This window comes from Enterobacter sp. MGH 16 (assembly GCF_000493175.1).
Classification (GTDB): domain Bacteria; phylum Pseudomonadota; class Gammaproteobacteria; order Enterobacterales; family Enterobacteriaceae; genus Enterobacter; species Enterobacter roggenkampii.
The window spans coordinates 25,026-42,187 of record NZ_KI535695.1 but is presented as its reverse complement, the minus strand read 5'-3'; the positions used below and the strand labels follow the sequence as shown (position 1 = coordinate 42,187).

Genomic DNA, 17,162 nt, shown 5'->3' with positions numbered 1-17,162 from the left:
ATTCGGGCTTTCAGTTAATTTCGGTAGACCTGGGGAGAGTTTGAAATGGTGCCGATAATAGGAGTCGAACCTACGACCTTCGCATTACGAATGCGCTGCTCTACCAACTGAGCTATATCGGCCCTGAGAGGCCGGTTACGAGTGTAACCACGGGGCAAAAGGTTAGATCTATCCGGGTGATGCGTCAATGCCCTTTTGAATCAAACGGCTATTTTTGCATCACCCGTGATTATTTACGCACGAATCGTATCGTCGCCGAAGCCGATCCACTTGTACGTGGTCAGCGCTTCCAGCCCCATCGGACCGCGCGCGTGCAGTTTCTGCGTGCTGACCGCTACCTCAGCGCCGAGGCCGAACTGGCCGCCGTCGGTGAAGCGGGTGGAGGCATTCACATACACCGCAGAGGAATCCACTTCGTTCACGAAGCGATCGGCATTGCGCAAGGTGCGCGTCAGGATGGCGTCAGAATGCTGCGTGCCATGCTCACGGATGTGGGCAATCGCGTCGTCAAGATCGCTCACGATTTTCACGTTCAGATCCAGTGAGAGGAACTCGTCGTCATACTGCTCCGCGTTGACGGGAACGACGTTAGCCGGGCCATCCTGCAGCAGTGCGAGCGCACTGGCGTCAGCATGCAGCGTCACGCCGCTCTCTGCCATCTGTTTGCTCAGGGCCGGCAGGAAGGTGTTCGCTATGCCCTGATGCACCAGCAACGTTTCCACGGTGTTACAGGTGCTTGGACGCTGGGTCTTCGCGTTCACGATAATCTTCAGCGCCGGTGCAATCTCAGCGCTGTCGTCTACCACGATATGACACACGCCAATACCGCCGGTGATAACCGGAATCGTCGACTGCTCGCGGCACAGCTTGTGCAGCCCCGCGCCGCCGCGTGGGATCAGCATGTCGATGTATTTGTCCATGCGCAGCATTTCGTTGACCAGCGCGCGGTCCGGGCTCTCAATTGCCTGCACGGCACCCGCCGGTAAGCCACACTCTTCCAGCGCCTGCTGAATGACTTTCACCGTCGCGGCGTTGGTGCGCCAGGTCTCTTTCCCACCGCGCAGAATAGCGGCGTTGCCGGTTTTCAGGCACAGGGAGGCGACATCTACCGTCACGTTTGGACGGGCTTCATAAATAACGCCGATAACGCCGAGCGGCACGCGACGGCGCTCCAGGCGTAAACCGCTGTCCAGCAGCCCACCGTCAATCACCTGCCCTACCGGATCGGCCAGATTGCAGACCTGACGAACATCGTCGGCGATGCCTTTCAGGCGGGCCGGGGTCAATGCCAGGCGGTCGAGCATCGCTTCGCTCAGACCGTTGCGACGCGCTTCCAGTAAATCCTGCTCGTTGGCGAGCAAAATCTCCTGGGACTGAGATTCCAGATAATCAGCGATTTTTTCCAGCACGCGGTTTTTCTCGCGGCTGGAAAGGAGCGCCAGTTTGTAAGAGGCGGCCTTCGCGGCGGCGCCCATTTGTTCCAGCATGTTCTGGCTCCTTAACGAATAATCATGTCATCGCGATGCACGGCAACCGGGCCATATTCATAGCCCAGAATGGCGTCGATCTGCTGCGAATGGTGACCCGCGATGCGGCGCAGGGCATCGCTGTTATAGCGGCTTACGCCGTGGGCGATGTCGCGGCCTTCGAGGTTACGGATGCGGATCACTTCACCACGGGAGAAGTTGCCTGTCACGCTTTTAATTCCTTTAGGAAGTAATGAACTTCCTCGTTCCAGAATCGCGGCGGTCGCCCCTTCATCAACGACGAGTTCGCCCGCAGGTGGCGCGCCAAATATCCAGCGTTTACGGTTTTCCAGCGGGGATTCCTGAGCGTGGAAGCGGGTGCCGACGGAGATGCCTTCCATCACGTCGCCAATCACGCCAGGGCGGCTGCCCGCGGCAATGATGGTGTCGATACCGGCGCGGCACGCCACGTCGGCGGCCTGTAGCTTGGTCCCCATACCGCCCGTTCCGAGGCCGGACACGCTGTCACCGGCGATGGCGCGCAGCGCATCGTCGATGCCGTGAACGTCGGTAATCAGCTCGGCTTCCGGGTTGGAGCGCGGATCGGCAGTGAACAACCCCTGCTGATCGGTCAGAAGCAGTAATTTATCGGCGCCAGCCAGAATGGCGGCCAGCGCAGAGAGGTTATCGTTATCACCCACTTTGATTTCAGCGGTAGCAACGGCATCGTTCTCATTAATGACCGGAACGATATTGTTGTCCAGCAGCGCGCGCAGGGTATCGCGGGCGTTCAGGAAGCGCTCTCTGTCTTCCATATCCGCACGCGTCAGCAGCATCTGTCCGACGTGGATGCCATAGATAGAGAACAGCTGTTCCCAGAGTTGAATGAGTCGGCTTTGTCCCACGGCGGCCAGCAGCTGTTTAGAGGCGATCGTCGCGGGGAGTTCGGGGTAACCCAGGTGTTCACGCCCGGCGGCAATCGCCCCGGAGGTCACAATTACAATACGATGCCCTGCGGCATGTAACTGAGCGCACTGACGTACAAGCTCAACAATGTGGGCGCGATTTAGGCGGCGCGATCCGCCTGTTAAAACACTGGTACCGAGTTTTACCACCAGCGTCTGGCTGTCACTCATGATTCTCTGCCGTTCAACGATAAGGGAAAGTAATGTCGAACGAACGTTTTAGCAGGAGTCAGCCCCGTTGCCAACTGCCTTAGCACATCGCGAAACACTTTGTTGCGCGGGATCAGGAAGCGTAGCGGGAGAATTTGACACTTTTATTACCGAAATAATAAATCACAGTTTTTTAAAATTATTCTTAGTTTGTCATAAAAGTTTCATTCCAGAACGATAAAACCCTTCCTGTTTTTTCACGGGACTTAAGCATGAGCTTATCGTCCAGCGAATTTTTTAGCGCGTTTATAAGACAGGATCGAAAATGAAAAAGAGCACTCTGGCATTAATGGTTATGGGCGTAGTGGCTTCTGCATCCGTTCACGCAGCTGAAGTTTATAATAAAGATGGTAATAAGCTGGACGTGTACGGCAAAGTGAAAGCCATGCACTACATCAGCGATGATGCCACCAAAGATGGCGATCAGACTTACGTTCGTTTCGGTTTTAAAGGCGAAACCCAGATTAACGATCAGCTGACGGGCTATGGTCGTTGGGAATCTGAATTTGCGGGTAACAAAGCCGAGAGCGACTCCTCTCAGAAAACCCGTCTGGCGTTCGCGGGCCTGAAGCTGAAAAACTTTGGTTCTCTGGATTACGGTCGTAACCTGGGTGCGCTGTATGACGTCGAAGCATGGACCGACATGTTCCCTGAGTTCGGCGGCGACTCTTCCGCGCAGACCGATAACTTCATGACCAAGCGTGCGACCGGTCTTGCCACCTACCGCAACACCGACTTCTTCGGCGCGGTTGACGGCCTGGACATGACCCTGCAGTACCAGGGTAAAAACGAAAACCGTGATGCCAAGAAGCAGAACGGTGACGGTTTTGGTACCTCTCTGAGCTATGACTTCGGCGGCAGCGATTTCGCCGTCAGCGGTGCTTACACTAACTCTGACCGCACCAACGCGCAGAACCTGCTGGCGCGTGGTCAGGGGCAGAAAGCCGAAGCCTGGGCTACTGGTCTGAAATATGACGCGAACGATATTTATCTGGCAGCGATGTATTCAGAAACCCGCAATATGACGCCGATTTCTGGCGGGTTTGCCAATAAAGCGCAGAACTTTGAAGTGGTCGCACAATATCAGTTCGATTTCGGTCTGCGTCCGTCCCTGGGTTATGTCCAGTCTAAAGGCAAAGATATCGAAGGTATTGGTGACGAAGATCTGGTGAAATATATTGACGTTGGCGCGACCTATTACTTCAACAAAAATATGTCCGCGTTTGTTGATTATAAAATTAACCAGATTGACGACGATAATAAACTGGGCGTGAGCAGCGATGATATCGTTGCCCTGGGTATGACCTACCAGTTCTAAGATTATCCGAATAAGGAAATCCCGGCAGATAAGCCGGGATTTTTTTGCCCGGTGGCGCTGCGCTTACCGGGCCTACGGGATAGTGCATTTTGTAGGCCGGGTAAGGCGAAGCCGCCACCCGGCGCTGTGACGCTATCAGGCAGTCAGCTTCACCGCTTCGCTGGAAAAATCATCCGCTGGCTCGAACTTAAGGTCCAGGGTGGCCAGCAGTGCGCTCGCTTTGTCGTGAAACTCTTTCAGGGTATATTCCAGGCGATCGATCACTTCCTGATCTTTAATGGTGGTGGCCTGCCAGTTACCGTCTTTATTAAACAGGCCAAACTGGTAGCTATACGTAAAGCGTTTTTCCTCTGCTTCCATTTCCATCCACCAGCCCCAGAATTCACGTTTTTCGGGTGCAGGCTTCACGTTGACGCATACAGCCAGGCAGTCGAAAAAAAAGCGATTCTCTTCACACTGCTCTTCTCGAATATACGGGCCAAGAGCCATGAACTTCTTAATCAATCTACTTTTCGGGTGTCCACTCGGTAACGTCATTGCGATCTCCTTTTGTGAAGCCACTGTTTTACCAAACCAGCGAAATTTAGCAATCTATTAACACAATCTCTGAGCGATCCAGCGCGTAATCTCCTTCAGAGCTTTATCGAAATTCTGATAGACCGGGCTGAACGGCACCTCAAGCAGTTTGCCATCCGCAGATGACGACGTGATTAAGCGCGACTCTTCTTCCGGACTGAACGGATCGTTTTTCCAGAACCCCGACAGCATCGGCGTCGGGCAGCGACGTCCCAACAACCCTTGCGTTTTTAACGAGTAGCGATTGAGCTCAACGCGCAGCGCTTCGTCTGATGCATCATGCATGCCAAGACGGCTGGCCAGCACATCAAGGTACATTTCGGGCACGCTCCCCTGGCGTGCGGGATCGCTGAGCAGGGCGTGAACGACCGGTCCAAGGCAGGCGACAGCTTTCAGGCGGGAGGATTCAAGGTAAGCCAGACGCACCGCGACGTTTGCGCCAAAGCGGAAGCCGAATGCCGCCACGCGGGTGTGGTCAACCCACGGAATGTTTTCCAGCGCTTTTAGCGCATGCTGGTGCAGCAGGCTGGAATCCTGAGTCAATTTCCATTTGGAGGAGAAGCCAATTGAGGGCATATCCAGCGTCAGCATCGCGATCCCTTTTGGTGCGAAGTAGCGCTCATACAGGCTGTAATAGTCAATTTGCAGAGAGTCCAGCCCGCCGCACATCAGCACGGTCGGGAACGGACCTTCACCTTCGGGCATATGCAGGAACCCGGTAACGGGCGCCCCGCCCGGAACAGCGAACTCAAGCTCGCGCATCTGGCCCGGCAGGCGTTGAGCCGCCTCTTCGTAGGCGCGATTCGCCAGCGCCTGCGCCTGTTCAGCCAGCTCATCGCCTTTCAGATGTGGATACGCGGCAATGGCATAGAGGTTGGCCGCATGCAGCCAGTGTTTGCCGCTGCGCGTGGCATCCTCTTCCTGGCTGGCTTTTTGCTGCCAGAGCATCGCCTGTTTAGACCACTCGTAGATCCAGTTTCCGCCACGGTAGCCCACCACCGTATCATAGAGTTCGCTGTCGGTACGCTCGGCTTCACTCATCACGATACGTGCCTGCACATCAAGGATTTCACGGGGGTCGATACCGCGCCAGATCCACATCAGGCGGTTAATCATGCGATACCAGTGAGGCACGTTTTTACCGTCTAACGCAGACTGGACGGCAGGCTGAGTACCCGGATTGAAGCGACGCACCAGCGTCGACGTTTCAGGGTGTTTGAAACGGGGTTTGAAGAGAGTCTCGGTGAGATTCGCCTGCGTCATTGCATTGCCTCCATGAATACGTCGTATAGAGACTATTGTAACGCGCGCCAGACTAAAAAAAACAACGCCCGGCATCACCGGGCGTTAAATTAATTGCGGAACGTGATTAACGACCCGAGATTGGCGGTACGAAGACCACGCCCATATCCCATGGCTGTTCAATCCATGTATCCTGCGGAATATCAATCACGTAATCGTCAACCAGCGGGCGGCCAGCAGGCTTCGCGAAGATAGTGACGAAATGTGCTTTCGGATACATTTCACGGATAGCCACCGCGGTACCGCCGGTATCCACCAGGTCATCAATAACGATGAAGCCTTCACCGTCGCCTTCCGCGCGTTTCAGCACTTTCAGCTCGCGCTGGTTGTCATGGTCATAGCTGGAGATGCAAACGGTATCGACATGACGAATACCCAGCTCACGTGCCAGCAGCGCCCCCGGTACCAGACCGCCACGGCTGACGGCAATAATGCCTTTCCACTGTTCGGAAGGCATCAGACGCGCAGCCAGTTTGCGTGCGTGAATCTGCAACATGTCCCAGGTGACGACGTATTTTTCGCTCATGTGAAGTGTCCCAGCCTGTTTTTATACGGCTTAAAAAGTGTTCGAGGGGGAAATAGGTTGCGCGAGATTATAGAGATCTGACGCACTAAAAACCAGTGTTTAGCGCCCTCTGCCTGAGTTTTTACATGCTTTATGCTACCAGCCAGCAGAGAAAGTGGTATTCTCAGTTTCATCTCGCAAGCCTGACTTGTGGTAACTATTAACCTGCTAACCCTGTGACCTGCAACCCTGTTTGCAGCGCCTCGACAAGGAGACTTATCGTGTCTGAACTGTCTCAACTATCTCCGCAGCCGCTGTGGGATATTTTTGCCAAAATCTGCTCCATTCCACACCCTTCCTACCATGAAGAACAGCTTGCCGAACATATTATGGGCTGGGCGAAGGAAAAAGGTCTGCATGCGGAACGTGACCAGGTTGGCAACATTCTGATCCGCAAACCCGCCACCGCAGGCATGGAAAACCGTAAACCGGTTGTGCTGCAGGCGCACCTGGACATGGTGCCACAGAAGAACAACGACACCGTTCACGACTTCACCAAAGACCCGATTCAGCCGTACATCGACGGCGACTGGGTGAAAGCGCGCGGCACCACCCTGGGTGCGGATAACGGCATCGGTATGGCCTCTGCGCTGGCCGTGCTGGCCGACGACAGCGTTGAGCACGGTCCACTGGAAGTGCTGCTGACCATGACCGAAGAAGCGGGCATGGACGGGGCGTTCGGCCTGCAGGCGAACTGGCTGCAGGCGGATATCCTGATCAACACCGACTCCGAAGAAGAAGGCGAGATCTACATGGGCTGCGCGGGCGGGATTGATTTCATCTCTACCCTGCCGCTGTCACGCGAAGCGATTCCTGCCGGTTTCCAGACCTTCAAGCTGACGCTGAAAGGGCTGAAAGGCGGCCACTCCGGCGGTGATATTCATCTGGGTCTGGGTAACGCCAACAAGCTGCTGGCACGCTTCCTGGCAGGCCATGCGGCCGAGCTGGATCTGCGTCTGGTAGACTTCAACGGCGGTACCCTGCGCAACGCGATCCCGCGCGAAGCCTTCGCCACCGTAGCGGTACCAGCGGCAAAAGCCGACGAGCTGAAAAAACTCTCCACCGTGTACCTGGATATCCTGAAAAACGAACTGTCGGCGAAAGAGAAGAACCTGACCGTGGTGCTGGAATCCGTCTCCACGGATAAAGCCGCGCTGACCGTGCAGTCTCGTGACACCTTCGTTCAGCTGCTGAACGCGACGCCAAACGGCGTAATCCGCAACTCTGACGTGGCGAAAGGCGTGGTGGAAACCTCACTGAACGTGGGCGTGGTGACCATGAGCGACGACAGCGCGGAGATCATCTGCCTGATCCGCTCCCTTATCGACAGCGGTAAAGAGTATGTGGTGAGCATGCTGGAATCTCTGGGCACGCTGGCGGGCGCAAAAACCTCCGCCAAAGGCAGCTACCCGGGCTGGCAGCCGGATGCGAGCTCTCCGGTGATGGCACTGGTGCGTGAAACCTACCAGCGTCTGTTCAACAGCACGCCGAACATTCAGGTGATCCACGCGGGTCTGGAATGCGGTCTGTTCAAGAAACCGTATCCGGATATGGACATGGTATCTATCGGGCCAACCATTACCGGCCCGCACTCGCCGGATGAGCAGGTTCATATCGAAAGCGTCGGTCATTACTGGACGCTGCTGACTGAACTGCTTAAGGCGATCCCAGTTAAGTAATACCCTCATCCCAGCCCTCTCCCACAGCGAGAGGGTGAAAAACCCAGGCCCGGTAAGCGTAGCGCACCGGGCTTTTTTACAATCCTAATACCAGCTGTCGCTCTAACTGCGGATCCAGCAGCGTGACGTGCAATCCCACCAGCCTCACCCCTCGCCCTCCTCGTCGCTCTTCCCATGCCTTTTTTGCCGTCGCGATAAGATCGTCTTTATTCAGACGCGGCCAGACATGTTCCTGCGTGGTCTGCTGAAAATCGTTGAATTTGAGCTTGATGCCCTGACGGGCAATCAGCAGGTCCGGTTTTACCTTGCTTAAGCGTCGTTCCAGCTCAGGATAAAGCTGTTCCGTGATAATGGTTTCGCATTCGGACCAGTCATGAATATCTTCAATGAGGGTTCGCTCGACGCCGACGGATTTCCGCAGCCGTTCGCTGTTCACATCGCGATCGTCAATCCCCTGGCTGCGCTCCCACAGCACGCGGCCAAACTTCCCGAAGCGCTTGAGCAGCATGGCGAGGTCGCTTCGCTGCACGTCTTCGCAGGTGCGTAACCCCATGCTTTCCAGCTTTGCGGCGGAGACTTTCCCGACGCCGGGGATTTTGCCGAGCGGCAGCGTTTTTAAAAATGCAGGCACCTCTTCCGGCGTAATGACGTACTGGCCGTTGGGCTTATTTAAATCCGAAGCGATTTTGGCAAGGAATTTAACGGGCGCAACCCCCGCAGATGCCGTCAGATTCAGCTCGTTGAAAATCGTCTGGCGGATCTCCTGCGCCATCAGCGTGGCGGAGCCGTGGCAATGCACGCTGTCGGTCACATCGAGATAGGCTTCGTCCAGCGACAGCGGTTCTATCAAAGAGGTATAGCGGGAGAAGATTTCCCGAATATGAAGGGAAGCCTCTTTATAGGCGTCGAACCGCCCGGGCAGAAGCGTGAGATGAGGGCAAAGCTTTAAGGCCATCGCCGTCGGCATGGCGCTACGCACGCCAAATTTGCGCGCAGGGTAGTTGGCGGTGCTGATAACGCCACGCTGAACGCGGCTGCCGCCAATGGCGATGGGAATATCCCGCAGCGCTGGGTTGTCTCGCATCTCCACTGCGGCAAAAAAGCAGTCCATATCAACATGGATTATTTTGCGCATAGTAAGCCCTCACTCATCACTGGATAAGTATACAGTAAACAAATGAGGATTGAGAAGCAGATGTAAGAATGCCGGGTGGCGGCTTTGCCTTACCCGGCCTACAAAAACTTAAATAATGCGCTGCTGCTCGCGCGCCATGCGTTTTTTGCGGGCGTCGCACGGTTCCGGGCAGTCGCAGACCTTCTCCATGCCAATGGAGGAAATACCGCCGCAGCTGCCCTGAATGCTTTTCCGCTTAACGATCCAGCCTAAAGACATGCCAAAGATGACAAGTACAAAAACCACAAAGGTTGCCAGAAACGTCAGCATCATCAGCCTCCAAAGTCATCGAGCATGATGTTCTCATCTTCGACGCCGAGATCTTTCAGCATCTTAATCACGGCGGCGTTCATCATCGGCGGACCACACATATAGAACTCGCAGTCCTCGGGCGCCGGGTGCTGTTTAAGGTAGTTTTCATACAGCACGTTGTGGATGAACCCCGTATAGCCCGTCCAGTTATCTTCCGGCTGCGGATCGGAGAGCGCCACGTGGAAGGTAAAGTTCGGGTTTTCACGCGCCAGCTGTTCAAACTCATCATCGTAGAACATCTCACGCAGCGAACGCGCCCCGTACCAGAAGCTGATTTTACGCTTGCTGCCGAGCCGCTTGAGCTGGTCAAAGATGTGCGAGCGCATCGGGGCCATGCCGGCACCGCCGCCGATAAAGACCATTTCCGCGTCGGTATCTTTCGCGAAGAACTCCCCGAACGGGCCGGAGATGGTCACCTTATCGCCCGGCTTCAGGGACCAGATGTATGATGACATCACGCCCGGCGGCGCATCCGGCACATTTGGTGGCGGCGTGGCGATACGCACGTTGAGCATGATAATGCCCTTCTCTTCAGGGTAGTTGGCCATCGAGTAGGCGCGCAGCGTCGGCTCTTTCACCTCAGATACAAAGCGGAAGAGATTGAATTTGTCCCAGTCGGCGCGGTACGCCTGCGGAACGTCAAAGTCCGCATACGCCACGGTATGCTCAGGGCACTCAATCTGAATGTATCCTCCGGCGCGGAACGGGACATCTTCCCCTTCCGGTACCCGCAGCTTCAGCTCTTTGATAAAAGTAGCTTTGTTATCATTAGAGATAACTTCACATTCCCATTTTTTGACGCCGAAAATCTCTTCCGGCAGTTCAATCTTCATGTTCTGACGCACTGCGACCTGACAGGCCAGACGGCAGCCCTCTTTTGCCTCACGCTTTGTGATATGCGACAGCTCGGTGGGCAGAATATCGCCGCCACCCTCTTTTACCGTCACGCGGCACTGCCCACAGGAGCCGCCGCCGCCGCAGGCCGAGGAGACAAAAATGCCGTTACCGGACAGCGTGTTGAGCAGCTTATCTCCCGCAGGCGTGCGGATCTGATTCTGCGGATCGTCGTTAATATCAATCACCACGTCGCCGGAATTCACCAGCTTCGCGCGCGCCGCCAGAATGAGCCCTGACAGCACCAGTACAATCAGCGTGAACATCACCACGCCAAGAATAATTTCCATCTGTTAGCCCTTATAGCTGCACACCGGAGAAGGACATGAAGCCCAGCGCCATCAGCCCGGTGGTGATAAAGGTGATCCCTAAGCCACGCAGGCCTGCAGGCACGTTGGCATATTTCATTTTTTCGCGGATCCCCGCCATGGTGACAATCGCCAGCATCCAGCCGATGCCGGAGCCGAAACCGTACACCACGGATTCACTGAAGTTGTAATCACGCTGAACCATAAACGAGACGCCGCCGAAGATGGCGCAGTTCACCGCGATCAGCGGCAGGAAGATCCCCAGCGCGTTGTACAGCGACGGGAAGTACTTATCGAGGATCATCTCCAGGATTTGCACCAGCGCGGCAATCACGCCAATAAAGGTGATGAAGTTCAGGAAGCTGAGGTCAACCCCTTCCACCAGCGCGCCGTCCCGCAGCACAAAGTTGTAGACCAGATTGTTAATCGGTACAGATAAGCCAAGCACCACGGTGACCGCGATACCCAGCCCAAATGCCGTCGACACTTTTTTGGACACCGCAAGGAACGTACACATGCCGAGGAAAAACGCGAGCGCCATGTTTTCAACAAACACCGCGCGCACAAACAAACTCAGGTAATGAGCCATCGTCGGTTACTCCTTTTCCTGCTGTTCTGGTCTCAAGGTACGAATCAGCCAGATCAACAAACCGATAATGAAAAATGCGCTGGGAGCCAGCAGGAACAGGCCGTTTGGCAGATACCATCCACCGTTTTGCACCGTGTCCAGCACCGTGATGCCAAACAGCTTACCGCTGCCAATGAGCTCACGCAGGAAGCCAACGGTCAGCAGGATCACACCGTAGCCGAGGCCGTTACCGATACCGTCCATAAAACTCGCCAGCGGCGGGCATTTTCATGGCGTAGGCTTCCGCACGCCCCATCACAATACAGTTGGTGATGATCAGCCCGACAAACACCGAGAGCTGTTTGGAGGTTTCATAGGCGAAGGCGCGCAGCAGCTGATCGACCACGATCACCAGCGAGGCGATGATCGCCATCTGCACAATGATCCTCACGCTGTTGGGAATGTGGTGGCGGATCATCGAGATAAACATGCTCGAAAATGCCGTGACCAGCGTGACCGCCAGCGTCATCACCACCGCCGTTTCCAGCTTGGTCGTCACCGCCAGGGCTGAACAGACGCCCAGCACCTGCAGCGTAATCGGGTTATTGGCCAGCAGTGGGCCAATGAGCACCTTTTTGACTTCTTTCAGTTCACCGGTATCAGCCATTGTTCAGCGCTCCTTCACGTACGTTTTTCAGGAAAGGACCAAAACCCAGCTCGCCCATCCAGAAATCAAAACTGTGCTGCACGCCTTTGGAGGTGAGCGTGGCGCCGGACAGCCCGTCGACGGCGTAGTCGTCACCGGGACGTGCCGCCCCTTTCATCACCTTCAGCGCAGGCAGACCGTTATCGTCGAGCACTTTCTTACCGATAAACTGTGCCCGCCAGTTCGGGTTTTCTACTTCGCCCCCCAGCCCCGGCGTTTCGCCCTGGTCGTAATACGTAATGCCTTTTACGGTACGGCCATCCGTATCAAGCGCCACAAAGGCATACATCATTGACCACAGGCCGTTGCCGTAGACAGGAAGCACCACTTCCTGAATGCGTTTTTGGGGGTCACGCACCAGATAAATTTCGGCGAGATTGCTGCGGCGCTTAATCCCGGCGGGATCTTGCGATGCCTCGAGCGTCAGGCTCATCTGCGGATCTTTCAGCGCCAGCGCCTGGTTATACTTCGCCGGATCTTTATCCAACAGCTGGCCGGTTTTCAAATCCACCAGACGCGGTGAAATACGCTCCGCAAATACCGCCGAGACGTCGTCTGCACTCATCCCTTCCTGCATCAACCCGGCCACGGCCAGTATGTTGCGCTGTTTATCCAGCGCACGTTGCGCCTGCTGCAGGGGTTTTAACCCCACGGCAGAGCCGGCCACGACAATCGAACAGACCAGACAGAGCACCAGCACCACCAGCAGCGTTTTGCTGATACTGTCGTTATTTTTAACTTCAGCCACGCGCCTTCCTCCGCTTAATGTTAGCCCGCACCACCAGGTAATCGAAGAGTGGCGCAAACAGGTTGGCAAACAGAATGGCCAGCATCATTCCTTCCGGGTACGCCGGGTTGACCACGCGGATCAGGACACACATCGCGCCAATGAGCACGCCATAGTTCCATTTACCTTTGTCCGTAAACGAGGCTGAGACGGGGTCGGTTGCCATGAACATCATGCCAAACGCGAAGCCACCCAGTACCAGATGCCAGTACCAGGGCATGGAGAACATTGGGTTGGTGGTCGAACCGATAACGTTGAACATCGTTGCGGTCAGCACCATGCCGATCATCACGCCCGCCACAATTCGCCAGGAGGCCACGCGCCCAAACAGGATGATCGCCCCACCAATCAAAATCATCAGCGTTGAAACTTCACCAATGGAACCCGGAATGTTGCCAATAAAGGCATCAAACCAGGTCACAGGCTGACCCGTCGCGTTGTTCACCAGCGTTTCGCCGCCGTGTGCCGCCCACTGTGAAAGCGGCGTCGCGCCGGAAAAACCGTCTGCCGCCGTCCAGACCAGGTCGCCGGATATTTGCGCCGGATAGGCAAAGAAGAGGAACGCACGCCCCGCCAGCGCCGGGTTAAGGAAGTTCCGCCCGGTGCCGCCGAAGATCTCTTTGGCAATGACCACGCCAAAGCTGATGCCCAGCGCTGCCTGCCAGAGCGGTAGCGTCGGGGGAACAATCAGGGCAAACAGAATAGAGGTCACGAAGAAGCCTTCGTTGATCTCATGTTTACGGATGATGGCAAACAGCACTTCCCAGAAGCCGCCCACGATAAAGACCGTGATGTAAATCGGCAGGAAGAACACCGCCCCCAGCGTCATCATGCTCACCCAGCCCGCGTCTGGCGCAAAGCTCACCCCTAACGACTGGGCCAGACGGTAGTGCCAGTCAGACTGAAGCACCTGCGCCAGCTGCTGCGCATCGTACATGTGGTGCAGCGCCGGAATGGTCTGCAGACCGACGTTGTACATCCCCCAGAACATCGCCGGGAAGACCGCAAACCACACCAGGATCATCATCCGCTTAAGGTCGATGGCGTCACGGACGTGCGCCGCTCCTTTCGTCACCAGCCCCGGCGTGTAGAAAATGGTCGCCGTGGCTTCATACAGCGGGTAGTACTTTTTGAGCTTCCCTTCGGTAAAGTGCGGCTCAATTTTTTCAAAGAGGTGTTTTAAGCCCATCGGTTATCCTTCCTGCTCAATGCGGGTTAACACCTCGCGCAATACCGGTCCATATTCGTATTTTCCCGGACAGACATAGGTACAGAGCGCCAGATCTTCTTCGTCCAGTTCCAGACAGCCCAGCGCCTGCGCGCTGTCGGTATCGCCAGCGAGCAGATCACGCAACAGCATGGTCGGCAGAATATCCAGCGGCATGACGCGCTCGTAGTTGCCAATCGGGACCATAGCGCGCTCGCCGCCGTGCGTACTGGTCGAGAAGCTAAACAGCTTATTACGCAGGAAGTGCCCCAGCGTGGTACGGGTGACGGAGTATTTTTCCGCACCGGGCAGCACCCAGCCGAACAGCTCTTTCTCGCGGCCTTCCTGCACAATGCTGACCTGCAAATGGAAACGTCCCAGATAGGCGTGCGCCTGCACGGCATGGCGGCCACTGAGGACCGAACCGGAAATCAGCCGGTTTTCGCCTGCCTTGGTTTCTTCGTTCAGCAGTTCATAGATATTCGCGCCAATCAGCGTCTTCACCAGACGCGGGTTTGCAGCCTGCGGCCCACCGATGGCGATGATACGTTCCGCGCACAGCTCTCCGGAGGTGAAGAGCGTACCGATGGCGATGACGTCCTGATAATTAAGATGCCAGACCTGTTTCGTCAGGCTCACCGGCTCAAGGAAATGGATGTGCGTCCCGACCAGACCCGCCGGATGCGGGCCAGCAAACTCATTAAACGTGACCTGCCCCTGAGGATGACCGCCAAGCTTGCCGCCACCGGCCTGGCAAACGTGGACTTTTCCCGACGTCAGACGGGTTAAAACGGTAAGCCCGGCATCAAAGGCTTTGCGCTGTGCCAGGATAACCGGCTGCGGATCCACGCTGAGCGGGTTGGTATCCATTGCGGTGACGAAAATCGCGGCCGGTTCCGTGCCGGGAACCGGGGATTTACTGAAGGGACGCGTGCGAAACGCGGTCCATAAACCGGACGCCAGAAGCTGAGCCTGAACAGCCTCACGGCTCAGCGACGCGAGGTCTGCGGCATCGTAACGGGCGAATTCACGCTGTTCATCGCCTTCAATGCGGATCACCACCGACTGCAGAACGCGCCGTTCGCCACGGTTGATCGCCACAACGGTGCCGCTCGCGGGGGCTGTAAACATCACGCCGGGATTTTTTTTGTCCTCAAAGAGCGCCTGGCCTTTGATCACGCGATCGCCTTCCTGTACCAACATCGAAGGTCGCATTCCCAGGTAGTCGTCGCCCATAATGGCGACATGACGGACACTTGCGCCTGTCGAAACGCGCTGCGCGGGCACGCCTGCAATCGGCAGATCAAGTCCTTTTTTGATTTTAAACATGTGGTTAGCAGGTTTCCATGAACAACAATCCAGTGGCCGCGAAGTGTAACATTTTCCCCTTCTCGCGGGCAGCGAATCCGCCGTCGCGCGCGCCAAATTGCGAGCTAATGCGCAAAGTTCCTGGAGCCATCGCGATTTTGATGGTTTATAAAGTAAAACTAATTTGTAAACTCACCGCCCGGCTCTTGCGAAAATCTATAGCGGTGCTAATGTGAGCGCTCCTAACAGAATAATCTGATTTCGGGTCTCTTTTGCCGTCCTGGCAAGTTGGTCATGGTTTTATCAAGGAACTAGTAGTATGCGTAAAATCGCATTGTTCATTGCGATGCTTCTGATTCCGTGCATGTCGTTTGCCGGACTGCTCAGCAGTAATAGCTCAACGACGCCGATCAGCAAAGAATATAAACAGCAGTTAATGGGATCGCCGGTTTATATTCAGATCTTCAAGGAAGAACGCACTCTCGATCTGTTTGTAAAAATGGGTGAGACGTATCAGCTGCTTGATAGCTACAAAATCTGTAACTACTCCGGTGGATTAGGGCCAAAACAGCGTCAGGGCGATTTCAAAAGTCCGGAAGGGTTCTACAACGTTCAGCGTAGCCAGCTCAAACCAGACAGCCGTTTCTATAAAGCCATCAATATCGGTTTCCCGAATGCCTATGACCGTGCACACGGTTATGAAGGTAAATACCTGATGATCCACGGTGCCTGCGTGTCTATCGGCTGCTACGCGATGACCGATTCCGGCATTGATGAGATTTTCCAGTTTGTCACCGGCGCGTTGGTCTTTGGTCAGCCAAACGTTCAGGTCAGCATCTATCCGTTCCGCATGACGGATGCCAACATGGCGCGTCACAAGTACTCGTACTACGCGGATTTCTGGAAACAGCTGAAACCCGGCTATGACTACTTCGAGCAGACTCACAAGCCGCCTGTTGTCTCGGTTGTGGATGGCCGTTACGTGGTCAGCAAGCCGCTGAGCCACGAAGTTGTCCATCCACAGCTGGCGTCAAATTACACGGTCCCCGAGACAAAATAGCACCCACTCGCCTGGCATAATCTTTTGCCAGGTTTCGTTGCCCGTCAGCGGCTGCGTTGCAATAACAGTGACCACATCGTTCGGTGTGGTCTCCTTCTGAAAGTCTATCTCCACATCCTGATCGAGCAGCGTTGCCACGCCAAACGGCGCACGGCGGGTGATCCAGAACAAATTCGTCGAGCAGAACGCCATCACATAGCGGCCGTCTGAGAGCAGCATGTTGAACACGCCTTTTTCGCGTAGCTCGGTCGTCAGCGTCGCGATGTATTTAAACACGGCAGCCATATTGCCTGGCGTGCGGGGATAGCGCTCCGTCAGCTTGTGCAGCAGCCAGCAAAAGGCTTTTTCACTGTCGGTTTCGCCTACCGGGCGGAAATTGCCCGTCTCCAGCGACTTATAGCCCGTGAGTTGCCCGTTGTGCGCGTAGGTCCAGTTTCGGCCCCACAGTTCCCGGGTAAACGGATGGGTATTTTCCAGCGCCACTTCGCCACGGTTAGCCTGGCGAATATGGGCGATCACCGAGCGGGACTTGATAGGATAGTCCTGCACCAGTTTGGCAATCGGTGAGTTAAAGCTGGGCTGTGGATCTTTGAACGTGCGACACCCTTTGCCTTCGTAGAAGGTGATGCCCCAGCCGTCTTTATGCGGCCCGGTTCCCCCACCGCGCTGAACCAGCCCGGTGAAGCTAAAGCAGATATCGGTTGGCACATTGGCGCTCATCCCGAGCAGTTCGCACATACAACACCTCCACAACAGC

The 17,162-nt window shown here is 55.6% G+C and carries 16 protein-coding genes, 1 tRNA gene and 1 pseudogene; 3 read left to right on the top strand and 15 right to left on the bottom strand.

From position 1 onward, the window contains the following. Nucleotides 1–46 precede the first annotated feature (46 nt). The 3 genes from L362_RS22450 to proB all read right to left on the bottom strand — a co-directional run bounded on the left by L362_RS22450 (nucleotide 47) and on the right by proB (nucleotide 2,602). Nucleotides 47–122, bottom strand: a tRNA-Thr gene (locus tag L362_RS22450). A 111-nt stretch (nucleotides 123–233) separates the two neighbouring features. Continuing rightward, nucleotides 234–1,487: a glutamate-5-semialdehyde dehydrogenase gene (gene proA, locus L362_RS22455; protein WP_023326745.1), complete on the bottom strand. Its 1,254-nt coding sequence runs from the start codon at nucleotides 1,485–1,487 to the stop codon at nucleotides 234–236. Between the two features lie 11 nt (nucleotides 1,488–1,498). Beyond that, a complete protein-coding gene (gene proB, locus L362_RS22460) occupies nucleotides 1,499–2,602 on the bottom strand; it encodes a glutamate 5-kinase (RefSeq protein ID WP_008501877.1) in 1,104 nt (367 codons plus the stop codon). Between the two features lie 304 nt (nucleotides 2,603–2,906). Here proB and phoE point away from each other — a divergent pair, with 304 nt between their 5' ends. Beyond that, on the top strand, nucleotides 2,907–3,959 hold the full coding sequence (gene phoE / locus L362_RS22465) for a phosphoporin PhoE (RefSeq protein WP_008501878.1): 1,053 nt from the start codon (nucleotides 2,907–2,909) through the stop codon (nucleotides 3,957–3,959). A 135-nt stretch (nucleotides 3,960–4,094) separates the two neighbouring features. Here the strand turns inward: phoE and crl are convergent, their stop codons facing one another. From crl to gpt, 3 genes are all read right to left on the bottom strand, one after another. Then, nucleotides 4,095–4,496: a sigma factor-binding protein Crl gene (crl, locus tag L362_RS22470; protein WP_008500249.1), complete on the bottom strand. Its 402-nt coding sequence runs from the start codon at nucleotides 4,494–4,496 to the stop codon at nucleotides 4,095–4,097. A gap of 57 nt (nucleotides 4,497–4,553) precedes the next feature. After that, on the bottom strand, nucleotides 4,554–5,798 hold the full coding sequence (frsA, locus tag L362_RS22475) for an esterase FrsA (protein ID WP_008500250.1): 1,245 nt from the start codon (nucleotides 5,796–5,798) through the stop codon (nucleotides 4,554–4,556). Nucleotides 5,799–5,904: 106 nt separating this feature from the next. Further along, nucleotides 5,905–6,363: a xanthine phosphoribosyltransferase gene (gene gpt / locus L362_RS22480; RefSeq protein WP_003863205.1), complete on the bottom strand. Its 459-nt coding sequence runs from the start codon at nucleotides 6,361–6,363 to the stop codon at nucleotides 5,905–5,907. 260 nt (nucleotides 6,364–6,623) lie between these two features. On the opposite strand from gpt, the gene pepD reads away from it, so the two are divergent. Next, nucleotides 6,624–8,081, top strand: coding sequence for a cytosol nonspecific dipeptidase (gene pepD, locus L362_RS22485; protein WP_023293206.1), 1,458 nt, complete (start codon nucleotides 6,624–6,626; stop codon nucleotides 8,079–8,081). A gap of 76 nt (nucleotides 8,082–8,157) precedes the next feature. Here the strand turns inward: pepD and dinB are convergent, their stop codons facing one another. The 8 genes and pseudogenes from dinB to L362_RS22520 form a co-directional block, all read right to left on the bottom strand. Then, nucleotides 8,158–9,216: a DNA polymerase IV gene (dinB, locus tag L362_RS22490; protein WP_008500252.1), complete on the bottom strand. Its 1,059-nt coding sequence runs from the start codon at nucleotides 9,214–9,216 to the stop codon at nucleotides 8,158–8,160. A 108-nt stretch (nucleotides 9,217–9,324) separates the two neighbouring features. After that, nucleotides 9,325–9,528, bottom strand: coding sequence for a (Na+)-NQR maturation NqrM (nqrM, locus tag L362_RS22495; RefSeq protein WP_023615899.1), 204 nt, complete (start codon nucleotides 9,526–9,528; stop codon nucleotides 9,325–9,327). Then, nucleotides 9,528–10,751: an NADH:ubiquinone reductase (Na(+)-transporting) subunit F gene (gene nqrF, locus L362_RS22500; RefSeq protein ID WP_008500254.1), complete on the bottom strand. Its 1,224-nt coding sequence runs from the start codon at nucleotides 10,749–10,751 to the stop codon at nucleotides 9,528–9,530. Before nqrF ends, nqrM begins: the two co-directional genes overlap by 1 nt. A 10-nt stretch (nucleotides 10,752–10,761) precedes the next feature. Then, complete coding sequence (gene nqrE, locus L362_RS22505; RefSeq protein WP_008500255.1) at nucleotides 10,762–11,358, bottom strand: NADH:ubiquinone reductase (Na(+)-transporting) subunit E; 597 nt, start codon at nucleotides 11,356–11,358, stop codon at nucleotides 10,762–10,764. 6 nt (nucleotides 11,359–11,364) lie between these two features. Next, nucleotides 11,365–12,004, bottom strand: a pseudogene (locus tag L362_RS0122655) (NADH:ubiquinone reductase (Na(+)-transporting) subunit D). Further along, the gene (locus L362_RS22510; protein ID WP_023293210.1) at nucleotides 11,997–12,791 is read right to left on the bottom strand and encodes a Na(+)-translocating NADH-quinone reductase subunit C; all 795 of its coding nucleotides are present in this window, start codon (nucleotides 12,789–12,791) and stop codon (nucleotides 11,997–11,999) included. The pseudogene L362_RS0122655 and the gene L362_RS22510 overlap by 8 nt, the downstream one beginning before the upstream one ends. Then, nucleotides 12,784–14,019 carry an NADH:ubiquinone reductase (Na(+)-transporting) subunit B gene (locus L362_RS22515; RefSeq protein WP_023343419.1) on the bottom strand — a complete coding sequence of 412 codons (1,236 nt, stop codon included), beginning with the start codon at nucleotides 14,017–14,019 and terminating at the stop codon, nucleotides 12,784–12,786. Before L362_RS22515 ends, L362_RS22510 begins: the two co-directional genes overlap by 8 nt. Nucleotides 14,020–14,022: 3 nt before the next feature. After that, on the bottom strand, nucleotides 14,023–15,366 hold the full coding sequence (locus L362_RS22520) for a Na(+)-translocating NADH-quinone reductase subunit A (RefSeq protein WP_023343418.1): 1,344 nt from the start codon (nucleotides 15,364–15,366) through the stop codon (nucleotides 14,023–14,025). Between the two features lie 298 nt (nucleotides 15,367–15,664). Between L362_RS22520 and dpaA the strand changes: the two genes are divergently transcribed. Continuing rightward, nucleotides 15,665–16,405: a peptidoglycan meso-diaminopimelic acid protein amidase gene (gene dpaA / locus L362_RS22525; RefSeq protein WP_008500261.1), complete on the top strand. Its 741-nt coding sequence runs from the start codon at nucleotides 15,665–15,667 to the stop codon at nucleotides 16,403–16,405. Here the strand turns inward: dpaA and L362_RS22530 are convergent. Continuing rightward, nucleotides 16,376–17,143 (bottom strand): class II glutamine amidotransferase, encoded by a 768-nt coding sequence (locus L362_RS22530; RefSeq protein ID WP_023343417.1) that lies wholly within the window; start codon nucleotides 17,141–17,143, stop codon nucleotides 16,376–16,378. The two genes, dpaA and L362_RS22530, sit on opposite strands and share 30 nt — an antisense overlap. Between the last annotated feature and the right edge of the window lie 19 nt (nucleotides 17,144–17,162).

Bases quoted from the DNA above. Each gene is read 5' to 3' on its own strand.
- dinB (WP_008500252.1), bottom strand. From the start codon at position 9,216: ATGCGCAAAATAATCCATGTTGATATGGACTGCTTTTTTGCCGCAGTG.
- nqrF (WP_008500254.1), bottom strand. From the start codon at position 10,751: ATGGAAATTATTCTTGGCGTGGTGATGTTCACGCTGATTGTACTGGTG.
- L362_RS22515 (WP_023343419.1), bottom strand. From the start codon at position 14,019: ATGGGCTTAAAACACCTCTTTGAAAAAATTGAGCCGCACTTTACCGAA.
- dpaA (WP_008500261.1), top strand. From the start codon at position 15,665: ATGCGTAAAATCGCATTGTTCATTGCGATGCTTCTGATTCCGTGCATG.
- frsA (WP_008500250.1), bottom strand. From the start codon at position 5,798: ATGACGCAGGCGAATCTCACCGAGACTCTCTTCAAACCCCGTTTCAAA.
- gpt (WP_003863205.1), bottom strand. From the start codon at position 6,363: ATGAGCGAAAAATACGTCGTCACCTGGGACATGTTGCAGATTCACGCA.
- L362_RS22520 (WP_023343418.1), bottom strand. From the start codon at position 15,366: ATGTTTAAAATCAAAAAAGGACTTGATCTGCCGATTGCAGGCGTGCCC.
- proA (WP_023326745.1), bottom strand. From the start codon at position 1,487: ATGCTGGAACAAATGGGCGCCGCCGCGAAGGCCGCCTCTTACAAACTG.
- crl (WP_008500249.1), bottom strand. From the start codon at position 4,496: ATGACGTTACCGAGTGGACACCCGAAAAGTAGATTGATTAAGAAGTTC.
- proB (WP_008501877.1), bottom strand. From the start codon at position 2,602: ATGAGTGACAGCCAGACGCTGGTGGTAAAACTCGGTACCAGTGTTTTA.
- nqrE (WP_008500255.1), bottom strand. From the start codon at position 11,358: ATGGCTCATTACCTGAGTTTGTTTGTGCGCGCGGTGTTTGTTGAAAAC.
- nqrM (WP_023615899.1), bottom strand. From the start codon at position 9,528: ATGATGCTGACGTTTCTGGCAACCTTTGTGGTTTTTGTACTTGTCATC.
- phoE (WP_008501878.1), top strand. From the start codon at position 2,907: ATGAAAAAGAGCACTCTGGCATTAATGGTTATGGGCGTAGTGGCTTCT.
- L362_RS22530 (WP_023343417.1), bottom strand. From the start codon at position 17,143: ATGTGCGAACTGCTCGGGATGAGCGCCAATGTGCCAACCGATATCTGC.